The 11247-nt window shown below is 57.6% G+C and carries 13 protein-coding genes; 8 read left to right on the top strand and 5 right to left on the bottom strand.

The window, feature by feature from the left end; all coding sequences use genetic code 11:
- Window positions 1-141: 141 nt before the first annotated feature.
- Window positions 142-357, bottom strand: coding sequence for a histidine phosphatase family protein (locus AC221Y_RS13880; RefSeq protein ID WP_486707550.1), 216 nt, complete (start codon window positions 355-357; stop codon window positions 142-144).
- A gap of 364 nt (window positions 358-721) precedes the next feature.
- Between AC221Y_RS13880 and AC221Y_RS13875 the strand changes: the two genes are divergently transcribed.
- Window positions 722-931 carry a hypothetical protein gene (locus AC221Y_RS13875; RefSeq protein WP_486707549.1) on the top strand — a complete coding sequence of 70 codons (210 nt, stop codon included), beginning with the start codon at window positions 722-724 and terminating at the stop codon, window positions 929-931.
- A gap of 91 nt (window positions 932-1022) precedes the next feature.
- Here the strand turns inward: AC221Y_RS13875 and lon are convergent, their stop codons facing one another.
- Complete coding sequence (gene lon, locus AC221Y_RS13870; RefSeq protein WP_486707548.1) at window positions 1023-3434, bottom strand: endopeptidase La; 2412 nt, start codon at window positions 3432-3434, stop codon at window positions 1023-1025.
- Between the two features lie 358 nt (window positions 3435-3792).
- Here lon and AC221Y_RS13865 point away from each other — a divergent pair, with 358 nt between their 5' ends.
- The gene (locus AC221Y_RS13865) at window positions 3793-4302 is read left to right on the top strand and encodes a hypothetical protein (RefSeq protein ID WP_486707547.1); all 510 of its coding nucleotides are present in this window, start codon (window positions 3793-3795) and stop codon (window positions 4300-4302) included.
- Window positions 4303-4448: 146 nt separating this feature from the next.
- Window positions 4449-4667 (top strand): hypothetical protein, encoded by a 219-nt coding sequence (locus AC221Y_RS13860; RefSeq protein ID WP_486707546.1) that lies wholly within the window; start codon window positions 4449-4451, stop codon window positions 4665-4667.
- Window positions 4668-5030: 363 nt separating this feature from the next.
- On the opposite strand, the gene tgt is transcribed toward AC221Y_RS13860, so the two are convergent.
- The gene (tgt, locus tag AC221Y_RS13855) at window positions 5031-6161 is read right to left on the bottom strand and encodes a tRNA guanosine(34) transglycosylase Tgt (protein WP_299752909.1); all 1131 of its coding nucleotides are present in this window, start codon (window positions 6159-6161) and stop codon (window positions 5031-5033) included.
- Window positions 6162-6311: 150 nt separating this feature from the next.
- Between tgt and AC221Y_RS13850 the strand changes: the two genes are divergently transcribed.
- From AC221Y_RS13850 to tpiA, 5 genes are all read left to right on the top strand, one after another.
- Complete coding sequence (locus AC221Y_RS13850; RefSeq protein WP_299752906.1) at window positions 6312-7034, top strand: hypothetical protein; 723 nt, start codon at window positions 6312-6314, stop codon at window positions 7032-7034.
- 83 nt (window positions 7035-7117) lie between these two features.
- A complete protein-coding gene (locus AC221Y_RS13845; protein ID WP_299752903.1) occupies window positions 7118-7477 on the top strand; it encodes an SUF system Fe-S cluster assembly protein in 360 nt (119 codons plus the stop codon).
- A 5-nt stretch (window positions 7478-7482) separates the two neighbouring features.
- Window positions 7483-8046, top strand: a complete 564-nt coding sequence (locus AC221Y_RS13840; protein WP_299752900.1) for a sugar O-acetyltransferase — start codon at window positions 7483-7485, stop codon at window positions 8044-8046.
- A gap of 24 nt (window positions 8047-8070) precedes the next feature.
- On the top strand, window positions 8071-8460 hold the full coding sequence (locus AC221Y_RS13835) for a HesB/IscA family protein (RefSeq protein ID WP_299752897.1): 390 nt from the start codon (window positions 8071-8073) through the stop codon (window positions 8458-8460).
- Window positions 8461-8514: 54 nt separating this feature from the next.
- Window positions 8515-9261: a triose-phosphate isomerase gene (gene tpiA / locus AC221Y_RS13830; RefSeq protein WP_299752894.1), complete on the top strand. Its 747-nt coding sequence runs from the start codon at window positions 8515-8517 to the stop codon at window positions 9259-9261.
- Window positions 9262-9307: 46 nt separating this feature from the next.
- On the opposite strand, the gene zapE is transcribed toward tpiA, so the two are convergent.
- Together zapE and AC221Y_RS13820 are read right to left on the bottom strand one after the other, a co-directional pair.
- The gene (gene zapE / locus AC221Y_RS13825) at window positions 9308-10396 is read right to left on the bottom strand and encodes a cell division protein ZapE (protein ID WP_299752891.1); all 1089 of its coding nucleotides are present in this window, start codon (window positions 10394-10396) and stop codon (window positions 9308-9310) included.
- 40 nt (window positions 10397-10436) lie between these two features.
- Window positions 10437-11247 (bottom strand): FAD-dependent monooxygenase (locus AC221Y_RS13820; protein WP_486707545.1); only part of this gene is annotated, 811 nt, incomplete at its 5' end.

The raw sequence follows: 11247 nt of genomic DNA, 5'->3' as shown, positions 1-11247 counted from the left end.
GATGCAGCAGCCCATCTGATCCCTCAGGCGCGTCATCAATACATTCCTCTCATCAACCATCGCCTGGCACGCCGCCGCCGCCCGCGCCAATGTCTTGGCGCTCACGGCCTTTCCGCGCGGGAGACGATCCAGAACAACCTCTCACTCGGCCAAAGGCACGCCAACGCTCTGGGCAATCCGCGTGATCGCGATACGGCATAACTCGCGCCGGTCATAGCGGCGATGGCTGGCGGACGTGCGCAAGCTTTCGATCAGCCATGTATTGGTCAGATCGGAATCCAACGCGCCCTGCCAACGGCCTTCGCGGTTCCACTCCGTACCGCCATAGCGCAGTACAAAGATATCAGGAAGGCTCATGGCGCCTCAAATAAAGTGAATAGGGATGATAAGAGATTTTAACTCCACGCATCTTCGATGTGAACAAGGCGCTTGACCGCCGAGCCAAGCCCCAGCGCGCGTTTTCATATTTTTTTATCGATCACGCCGCACGTGACCTCATCGGCGATTTTTGGCCGACACATCGCACGTTTAGGCGTTAAAACCATAGATTTTATCGCATAATCGAGATCTGCAAATCGTGACGCCACGATACATCTTTCAGTCGGGGCACCGATACAATAAACGGCGCGACATTGGTTCCGGGGTGGGGCCATGCGCGGATTTGCGCGTAATGAACATGACGTCGAAGCTCTCGGCGCTCAGTACTGATGAGGAACAACCAATGAAAAAGATTTTTGCAGGCCTGGCACTGGCCGCCATGATGACCACGTCCGTTCTGGCCGGCGGACTTGATGCACCCGTTGAAGACGAAGCCGTAATGGCGCCAGAAGTGATCGTCGAAGAATCGTCCGCGTCTTCTGGCTCGGCTGCCGATATGGTCCTGCCGCTTGTCATCATGGCACTGATGGCTGCAAACCTCTTGGACGGCTAATCCCGCCACAGCATTCGCTTGAGCGTTTGAAAACAAAAAAAGGGCGCGCAAATCCGGCGCGCCCCGTTTTTTTCATCCAAGACCCTAACGGTCAGTGCGCGACAGCACCAGACCCGCTACCACGCCCTTCAAGCGCTCGTTGAGCCGCCGCCGCCTCTTCTGCAGCCTCGTCCCATTCGATCGCCTCAGGCTGACGCACAAGCGCAAGCTTAAGCACTTCGCTGACATGCTTCACCGGAATGATCTTCATCCCGTTTTTCACGTTGTCAGGGATCTCTGACAGGTCTTTCTCGTTCTCTTGTGGGATTATCACCGTCTTGATGCCCCCCCGCAAGGCCGCAAGCAGCTTTTCCTTCAAGCCGCCGATTGGCATCGCGTTGCCGCGCAAGGAAACCTCACCGGTCATCGCGATATCCCTCCTCACCGGTATCTGCGTAAGAACCGAAACAATGGACGTCACCATTGCAAGACCTGCCGACGGGCCATCCTTTGGCGTTGCACCATCCGGCACGTGGACGTGGATATCCATCTTATCGAACTTCGGCGGCTTCACCCCGATTTGCGGTGCAATGGACCGGACATAACTTGAGGCCGCATCAATCGACTCCTTCATCACGTCGCCAAGCTTACCGGTAGTCTTCATCCGACCCTTTCCCGGAAGACGTAAAGCTTCGATCTGAAGCAAATCACCCCCGACGCTGGTCCAGGCAAGCCCCGTCACAACACCGATCTGATCTTCTGCTTCAGCCAAACCGTAGCGATACTTTTGCACCCCAAGGAATTCTTCAAGGTTCTCAGGCGTGATAACGACCTTGCTTTCGACTTTCCGGACGATCCTTGTCACCGCTTTACGGCAAAGCTTTGCGATCTCTCGCTCAAGATTCCGCACCCCCGCCTCGCGGGTATACGTCCGGATCATCTCGTTAAGTGCCGCATCGCTCAGCTCGAACTCAGATGGCCTCAGCCCGTGGTTCTTCACCTGCTTGTCCAGCAAATGCTGCTTGGCAATTTCGCGCTTTTCGTCCTCGGTGTACCCCGCAAGCGTGATGATCTCCATCCGGTCCAAAAGCGGGCCCGGCATGTTGTAGGTGTTCGCCGTCGTCAAAAACATCACGTTTGAAAGGTCATATTCAACCTCAAGATAGTGATCGACAAACGTGCCGTTCTGCTCGGGATCAAGCACTTCAAGCATCGCCGACGCCGGATCACCCCGGAAATCCTGCCCCATCTTGTCGATTTCATCGAGCAAAATAAGCGGGTTCGTCGTCTTCGCCTTTTTCAGCGCCTGAATGATCTTACCGGGCATTGAACCGATATAGGTCCGCCGATGGCCGCGGATTTCGCTTTCATCGCGCACGCCACCAAGCGAGATGCGAATAAATTCGCGCCCCGTGGCTCTGGCCACCGATTTGCCAAGCGATGTCTTGCCCACACCCGGAGGTCCGACGAGGCACATAATCGGCCCCTTCATTTTCTTGGAACGCTGCTGCACCGCAAGATATTCCACGATCCGCTCTTTGACTTTCTCAAGCCCATAGTGATCGGCGTCCAAAATACCCTCGGCGCGATCAAGATCCTTCTTAACGCGGCTTTTCACACCCCACGGGATCGCCAGCATCCAGTCCAGATAGTTGCGCACAACAGTCGCTTCCGCCGACATCGGAGACATCGACTTCAGCTTTTTCAACTCGGCATCAGCCTTCTCGCGCGCTTCTTTCGAAAACTTAGTATTGGCGATTTTCTCTTCAAGTTCAGCGACCTCGTTGGCCCCCTCTTCGCCGTCCCCCAACTCCTTTTGAATGGCTTTCATCTGCTCATTCAGATAATATTCGCGTTGGGTGCGCTCCATCTGGGACTTCACACGAGTCTTGATCTTCTTTTCGACCTGCAGCACCGACATCTCGCCCTGCATCAGACCGTAGACGACCTCAAGCCGTTCGGCGACGACAAGCGTCTCCAATAGCTTTTGCTTTTGCTCAACTTCTACACCAAGATGCCCCGAGACGAGGTCTGCAAGCTTTGCCGCCTCACGGCTCTCGCTGACCTGAGCCAACGCTTCTTCGGGAATGTTCTTTTTCACCTTCGCGTAGCGCTCGAACTCTTCGGCCACGGTGCGCACCAGCGCTTCAACCGTGTCTTCGTCGCCCATTTCCTCGCTCAAAGGCTCGGCAAAAGCTTCGAAGTAAACGTCGTTCTCGACAAAATCTTTGATCTGCACGCGCGCGCGACCTTCGACCAGCACCTTTACGGTACCGTCGGGCAGCTTCAGAAGCTGAAGTACGTTTGCTAAGACGCCGACACGGAAAATCCCGTCAACTGAGGGATCATCGATCGACGGATCAATCTGGCTCGACAGCAAGATTTGCTTGTCGTCCTGCATTACCTCCTCCAGCGCACGCACCGATTTCTCGCGCCCGACAAAGAGCGGGACGATCATATGCGGAAACACGACGATGTCGCGCAGTGGCAGAACCGGGAAGGAATCTTCAAAAGAGACGGTCATTGGATGTCCTTATACTTGGCAAGAGGTCCCGGTCCCAACATGCGGCAACCCTCGAACCTCTCCGATCATAGACACTATATGTGGGGGTCAGAGCGTGGCTTCAACCACTGTTTCGCGCTTTGGCAATTTTGAGGCCTTCAAAGACAAGGCGCAAGCCGTCCAATCGGGGAAAACGTGCGACACCAATCGTTAACAAAGTATCAACAGCCCGCGCCAAGATGGCCAACGATCCGGCAAATATCCGCCGTCTGTGTCGAATTAGGAGAATATAAATGGATCGGCCGCATTTTCACCTTAGTGTCAACGTAATCAAAAACTTGCTTAGGCGTGCGAAAACAGGCAAAGACGGGATCTGAAAATGTGGGCAGGGTTACGAAATGCAGTTTATCTGGAACGAAGACGTCTCTATTTTGTGACGTTGATGGCGTTCGCAGCCGGCATTTTGTTCTATGCACGCCTTAATTTTCAAATCCTCGGACTTCCCGCCCCTTTCTTTATCGGTCTGTTCTATGCCTTTGTGATCGGCACGGCTGGCCTCATGGTCTGCATCTTCGCGCCATCGTTCCGCTTCATGCTGGAAGCGATCGCAATTTCCCGGCTCGCAGTGGCGTTCCTCGCATTCTTTGCCCCCGCCATTGGCGATACAATCATCGCCTCGCCAATTCTTAATGCCTGCATCGTCGTCGGGTTCGGAGTTGGCATTAGCCGACTTATCCACGGTCGCATTACAAGTCCTGCACGATTTGGCCTGCGCGCGCGTCTGTGCAGATACGCCAGCGAAGGTCGCACCAATGTACGTGTCACTGGTAATGCCTGGCAGCGTTCGTATGTCGGCTGGATGGATGACGCAGTCGCCGTCGCGGCCTGACGTCTCTTCGACTAAGGCCGCCATCGATGTCCCCCTTATCTCCGCCGCCTTGAACGCCGCATCGACGGCTAAACCGTCGCTATGGGCGTAGGCTTTTTCCTCATCGAAATTCGTGCGAGTGCCGACAACCTTTGGCGCCCACCGGTATGGGATTTGAAGACTTACTGGCGTCGGCTGGCTCAGGCTCAACGCTGATGGCCATCCAGTTTTTCCTGCTTGGTGACCTCCTCCCAGATATCCTTGCGATGTTGCCTATTAGCCTTGTGGCCTTCGCATTCCCGTTTGTTGTCGCCGTCATCTCGACCTTGATCGTCCCGTTCCGGTATCAGGCATATCTTGACGGGATGGACGCAATTGCCGCCTAGCTTGCCCTCTTTGAAGGCAGCGGAGTCGCCGCGTTTGCTCGCGAAACATTCGGATCAATCGGCGCCGCCAATTGCCTGCTGGGTTTTCTTCATGTCGATGTCTTAGCTGGTCTTGAGCCGCCTGCCATTTGAGTTTCGCCTATAGGGGCGCGCAACGCGCACGCTGCCTTTAGACATCAACACCCTCCTAGCCGGTCTCGCCCCACTGACATACTGGGATTTTTGAGCGCGAAACTTCGCAGAAGACTTCTCCGACCACCTTACCGTGCGCTTAAACGGGTCGCAGGAACGCTCGATCTATGGTTGGCTCAATGGCCGTGCGATCTGGCGCGCCTAAAAGAAAATAGGCAATTCTCAACCGGCCTAGAACGGCTCGACATCCCCGCACGCACGTTGCGCGTGGAAGTGCCGCTCCCAGCCGTCAAAATCACCGGCCGCAATCGCGCCCCGCATCCCCGCCATAATCTCCTGAAAATAATGAAGATTATGCCAGGTCAGAAGCATTCCGGAAATCATCTCACCCGCCCGGAAAACATGATGCAGATAGGCGCGCGAATACTTTGAACAAGCCGGACATGCGCAATCCTCGTCCAAAGGACGCGGATCATCTGCGTGACGCGCGTTTTTGATGTTAACAACGCCGCGTCGCGTAAATACTTGCCCCGTGCGCCCGGACCGCGATGGTAAAACGCAGTCCATCATATCAATCCCGCGCTTCACCGCCCCGACGATATCATCCGGCTTGCCGACGCCCATAAGATAGCGCGGCTTGTCGACAGGCAATTGCCCCGGCGCAAAGTCCAGCACGCTGAACATCGCCTCTTGCCCCTCGCCCACGGCCAACCCGCCGACCGCATAACCATCAAACCCAACGCCAGTCAGCGCCTCCGCACTTTCGCTCCGTAAATCCTCTTCCAGCCCACCCTGCTGGATGCCAAAAAGCGCATGCCCCGGACGATCCCCAAAGGCATCCCGCGACCGCGCCGCCCACCGCATCGAAAGCCGCATGCTTTCTTCAATTCGCGCGCGATCCGCAGGCAACGCAGGGCATTCGTCGAAGCACATCACAATGTCCGAGCCCAATTGCCGCTGAATTTCCATCGACCGCTCCGGCGTCAACTCGTGCTTGGACCCGTCTATATGACTTTTGAACGTCACGCCTTTTTCGGTCAGCTTTCGCAAATCGGCGAGGCTCATCACCTGAAACCCTCCGGAATCGGTCAGGATCGGCCGGTCCCAATTCATAAACGCGTGCAATCCCCCAAGCCGCTCAATCCGCTCGGCGCCGGGGCGCAACATCAAATGATAGGTGTTGCCCAACAAGATATCCGCGCCCGTCGCGCGCACGCTCTCGGGCATCATAGCCTTCACGGTCGCAGCCGTTCCGACGGGCATGAAGGCCGGCGTGCGAATGTCGCCCCGTGGCGTCGAGATCACGCCCGTGCGCGCCGCCCCGTCTTTCGCCAACAAGGTAAATAAGTGTTTTGTGGTCATGACCCAACCGTTTTCGAGATTTACTGCCCATATCAGGCCGGTCGCCGTGAAGTCCACTATCGTGCATTGGCCGTTGACTGCGACGCGCGTTGATCATCAATGTGTCGCCATCCGAACGGTCCGCAACGGCTCGTTTCTGAAAGGTTTCCCGTGCCCCATATCGTCCCCAGAATCGTTCTTGCCGCCAGCTTTCTGATCGCCTGCGACCGCGAAATCTCGCCACAAGTGCCGCCCGGCGTCCCCGAAGACTTCGTGCGTGCTGCCGATATTCTGGTCGCCGCGCAATGCGAAATGGATGCCGCCGTCGCCGCTTCGCCTCAGGAATTTTCCATCACCAAGGCGGAACTAACCCTCACTTTGACCGTGCAACGCGTCGAGGCGACCGGGGGCGGCGTGACCCTCGGCATTCCCATCGCAGGAACAAACCTAACCCTGGCCCGAGACCGTACGCCGCGTGGCGCGACCTTCCGCGAGATGGATTTCCGTATCACCCATGACATCGGCTCGGCCCCGGACTGCCCGACCAAAGACGCTCCCACAACCGACGCGGGTATCCGGTATATCGAAGGCGGGCTTGGCTTATCGGAATGGATTGGTGAAAGCGCGGACCTTGCTCGCAAATCCGGCGAAACCCCGACCGCGGTGAACTACGCAATGATCTTCGAAGTCGCGTTAAACTCGTCTCTCGCGCCCGTTTTCGACCAGCCCATCGACGAAGTTTCAAGCTCCCTCGCAAGCCGCGACTCTGACAACCGCGAAGTGCGCCACCGCCTTGTCGCCACAGCGCTGCCGTCCGGACCCGGTCGAAAAGCCGCGAGTGACGCAAAACTCCGCAAGGCCGCCGAAGACTTTTTGTCGCGCACCAACAGTTAAGGCCCGAGACGACGCCACTGCGACTTTACGCATCAATTCCTATACCCTATATAAAGACTCAACAAATAAATGCGGAACACTCGATGAACAGCAGCGCACCCCTTGAAGGGGCTCCCCTGATAAAGCCATCCAGCACTGACCACCCGCTTCACGAAGCGGCTGTAGACGCATGTCGGTCGGTGTTTGATCCCGAGATTCCGGTGAATATTTTTGACCTCGGGCTTATCTACACCATCGAAATCTCCGATGAAGGTGCTGTAACTGTCATTATGACCCTGACCGCACCGGGCTGTCCCGTTGCCGGCGAAATGCCTGGATGGGTGGCTGACGCTATCGAACCGCTGCCCGGCGTAAAATCTGTCGACGTCGAGCTTGTCTGGGATCCCCCCTGGGGTATGGATATGATGTCGGATGAGGCCCGCCTCGAACTCGGCTTCATGTAGGCCAAATGCCGTCCGAGAAAGAAAAGATGATCGCAGGCGATCTTTACCGCCCCGGCGATCCCGAACTTGTGGCCGAGCGCCGACGTGCGCAAGACGTCATGCGCGCTTACAACCAGACAATCGTGGGCGATCCAACACGCGTGGGCCTGCTAAGCGACCTTTTGGGAAGCGGCGCTGAAACTGCATCCATCCGCCCGGCGCTTCAGGTCGACTACGGCTATAACATATACCTCGGCGCGGCCGTGTTTATGAACTACGGCTGCGTTCTTCTTGATGTCTGTCCGATCCGCATCGGCGACAACACTGAGATCGGCCCGCACACACAAATTCTCTCCGCCGACCACCCCCGCGACGCCGAAACCCGCAACAGCAGACTTGAGTTTGGCCAGCCCATCACAATCGGTCGCAATGTCTGGATTGGCGGCGGCGCGATCATCTTGCCCGGCGTTACAATCGGCGACAACGCGATCGTCGGGGCGGGTGCAGTGGTGACCCGAAATGTCGCGCCGGGCGCAACGGTTGCAGGAAATCCGGCCCGCCCGCTTGTTTCACGCCATGCAAACCCATAAATTGTAGTTGAAGGAGTACGATCCATGTTCTCGATTCCCGGCAAGCAAGCCGTCCAGATGACCCCGGCCGCGATCGCTCAGATCGCGAAGCTAATGACACGCGAAGGCCATGCTGGCTTGCGCATCGGCGTCAAAAAGGGCGGCTGTGCAGGCATGGAATACACCATGGACTATGCAGGCGCGGTCGATCCGATGGATGAAGTTGTCGAACAGGAAGGTGCGCGCGTAATGATCGCCCCGATGGCGCAAATGTTCCTCTTTGGCACAGAGATTGACTACGAAACCTCGCTTTTGGAAAGCGGCTTCAAATTCCGCAATCCGAACGTTGAAGATGCCTGTGGCTGCGGCGAATCTATCAAATTCAAAGACGTCGAGGAACTTGTCGCAGACCGCGAGACGACCGCCAAGGCTTGACCTTCCCGCACCGTCCGCCATTGTCCGCCAAAACCTGAATTCGGAGAACAAGATATGGCGCGCAAACTGGCCGCAGGAAACTGGAAGATGAACGGCGCAGCGGCAAGCTTGGCCGAAATCGATGCTCTTGCAAAAGCGCATCCAGACCCAACTTGTGACGTGCTGATCTGCCCCCCCGCCACGCTTTTGTCGCGCCTGTCTGACCGCGCATCCGGCACGGCTATCCAATCTGGTGGCCAGGACTGTCACGCGGCCGTCTCCGGCGCGCATACCGGCGATATATCGGCCCAAATGATCGCTGACGCGGGCGGCAGCCATGTAATCGTCGGCCACTCAGAACGGCGCGCTGATCACGGTGAAACCGACGCCGATATCGTCGCCAAAGCGCAGGCGGTATGGGGCGCGGACCTTGTTGCGGTGATCTGTGTCGGCGAAACACTAGCCGAACGCGAAGCAGGTCAGACCATTAATATCGTCGCGGCGCAACTTGCCGGGTCGATCCCGGATGGCGCAACTGGCGACACCACTGTCATTGCCTACGAACCAGTCTGGGCTATCGGCACCGGAAAAGTCCCGACGCTTGAGGAAATCGCCGAAGTGCACGCCGACATTCGCGCCCGTCTGACGGCGCGGTTCGGCCCTGCAGGCGCCGACATGTTGATCCTCTATGGCGGCTCGGTCAAACCATCAAACGCCGACGAGATCTTCGGCGTTCCGGACGTTGACGGCGCGCTTGTTGGCGGGGCGTCTCTTAAGGCCGAGGACTTCGGCGGCATTATCGCAGCCCTTGAACGCGCCTGAGGGATGGGGGCTCTGCCCCCCGCGGTATTTTTAGAATGATGATGCGTTAGGGTTCCTCAACCCATTCCGCCGACTGCATCTCGCGCAGGCGGCTGGCGGTACGCGCGAATTCAAAGCTACCTTCGCCTTCGATATAGAGGTTCTCCGGCAGATCAGCGGCCGTCGCGATCAGCCGTATGCGCGCCTCGTAAAGCGCGTCAATAAGCGTCACGAACCGGCGCGCCTGATTATAATTCTCGCTGGAAAGTCGCGGAATATCTTCAAGGATCAGAACCCGCACCGCATCCGCCAGCGCCAGATAGTCGGCAGGCCCGAGGGGCTGGCCACAAAGCTCGTAAAACTGCGCCCGCGCGACACCGTTGGCATATGCCGGAATCGTCACCTCGCGCCCTTTAACCTTCAAGACCAGCGGATGTGACGCGTCACCCGCGAAATCGCTCCAAAGCAAGGCGATCTCTGCCCGCGCCGAAGCATCGGCAGGATGAAAGTACGTCTTCGCCCCCTCCAATCGATCCTGACGCCAATCGCGCGGAGACGACAGCTCCCAGACCTTCATTTTTTCCTTAATCAGGCCGATGAACGGAAGAAAAAGGGTGCGATTTAGCCCGTCTTTGTAGAGATCGTCCGGTCGGCGGTTCGACGTTGTCACAATCGTCACGCCGGCCTCGAACATCCGCTCGAAAAGTCGACCCACAATCATCGCATCGGCGATATCCGTGATCTGCATTTCATCAAGGCACAACAACCTGATCCCGGCAGCCATTTCGTCGGCCACGGGCCGTATCGCATCCTCTACCCCGGTTTGGCGTGCCTTATGAAGAGCGCTTTGCACTTCCTGCATGAACGCATGAAAATGCACACGACGGCTTTTTTCGACGCCTGCGGCCTCAAAGAACAAATCCATCAACATCGACTTGCCACGCCCAACGCCGCCCCAAAGGTACAGCCCCCGCACGGGTTCGGCTTTTTTCGCAAACATCCAACCCAGACTGCCACCCTTTTGCGGCGCGGACTTGAGCCCAAACGTAATGCCATCAAGTTCGCCCAAAACGGCTTCTTGCGCCGGATCAGAGCTTAGATGTTCCGCTCGGATCCGCGCGCGATATGCTGTCGTTATGGGGCCATGTTGTGCCATTCCCAAGGTGAAGCACGACGCGCGATGAATGAAAAGGGCGTCAGTCGCCCTTCGTCACATCATGCCCGTAAAGCCAGTCAAACCGCCGAAGCGGCTGCGCCGGAGCCAACAGCCCCGCAAGCCGCAAAACCGAATGGGCAGCGAACCGCACAGGCGGGAACTTCAGATGATAGTTGCGGGCATTGGTCGTCGCCGCCGCAACCACGCGCAAGACACGTTCACGCCGCTGGTCCTGATAGCGGGGCAAGCCCTCGGCCAAGGGTGACGACGACACGGCATCACTTAAAGCCCAGGCATCTTCCAAAGCCATATTTGCCCCCTGCGCCAGAAATGGCAACGTCGGATGCGCGGCGTCTCCCAGCAAAACCTGCTGGCGATCCCACCACCGATCCGCGACCCTGTGCCGAAACAACCCCCAAAGGAAGCAATCGTCTACCGCATCAAGCCAGCCACGCACACGTGGAGAGAAAGCCGCAAATGCCCCGCGCAAATTGCCAGGGTGATCGCTGTGGCTCCAGCCCTCTTCTGCCCAGGCAGACCGCTCCTCAACGGCCACAATGTTTCGCATGCCACCTGGCAAAGGATAACTCACTACGTGACGGCCCGGCCCCAAATGAACTTCGGCCACGGACGGTCCATCGCCCGGAATGATAGCGCGCCATGCCACTTGCTTGGTGAAAAACGGCTTAGACGCCTCGTCCACCCGCGCGCGTACTTTTGAATGCAAACCATCCGCCCCGATCAAAAGGTCATCGCCCGGCAGGGCCGCGCCCTCGGGGGGCGGTTCAATTTCACGACCCGTTTCAACCGTGGCCCCCGCGCCCTCGGCAGCCGCCTTCAAAACCTCGATC

The sequence above is a fragment of the Boseongicola sp. genome, from assembly GCF_057460485.1.
Note: the sequence above shows the minus strand (reverse complement) of the source record. Positions and strands in the feature narration are given on the sequence as shown.

Coding starts and splice junctions, on each gene's coding strand:
- AC221Y_RS13880 (WP_486707550.1), bottom strand. CDS start 357: ATGAGCCTTCCTGATATCTTTGTACTGCGCTATGGCGGTACGGAGTGG.
- AC221Y_RS13875 (WP_486707549.1), top strand. CDS start 722: ATGAAAAAGATTTTTGCAGGCCTGGCACTGGCCGCCATGATGACCACG.
- lon (WP_486707548.1), bottom strand. CDS start 3,434: ATGACCGTCTCTTTTGAAGATTCCTTCCCGGTTCTGCCACTGCGCGAC.
- AC221Y_RS13865 (WP_486707547.1), top strand. CDS start 3,793: ATGTGGGCAGGGTTACGAAATGCAGTTTATCTGGAACGAAGACGTCTC.
- AC221Y_RS13860 (WP_486707546.1), top strand. CDS start 4,449: ATGGGATTTGAAGACTTACTGGCGTCGGCTGGCTCAGGCTCAACGCTG.
- tgt (WP_299752909.1), bottom strand. CDS start 6,161: ATGACCACAAAACACTTATTTACCTTGTTGGCGAAAGACGGGGCGGCG.
- AC221Y_RS13845 (WP_299752903.1), top strand. CDS start 7,118: ATGAACAGCAGCGCACCCCTTGAAGGGGCTCCCCTGATAAAGCCATCC.
- AC221Y_RS13840 (WP_299752900.1), top strand. CDS start 7,483: ATGCCGTCCGAGAAAGAAAAGATGATCGCAGGCGATCTTTACCGCCCC.
- AC221Y_RS13835 (WP_299752897.1), top strand. CDS start 8,071: ATGTTCTCGATTCCCGGCAAGCAAGCCGTCCAGATGACCCCGGCCGCG.
- tpiA (WP_299752894.1), top strand. CDS start 8,515: ATGGCGCGCAAACTGGCCGCAGGAAACTGGAAGATGAACGGCGCAGCG.
- zapE (WP_299752891.1), bottom strand. CDS start 10,396: ATGGCACAACATGGCCCCATAACGACAGCATATCGCGCGCGGATCCGA.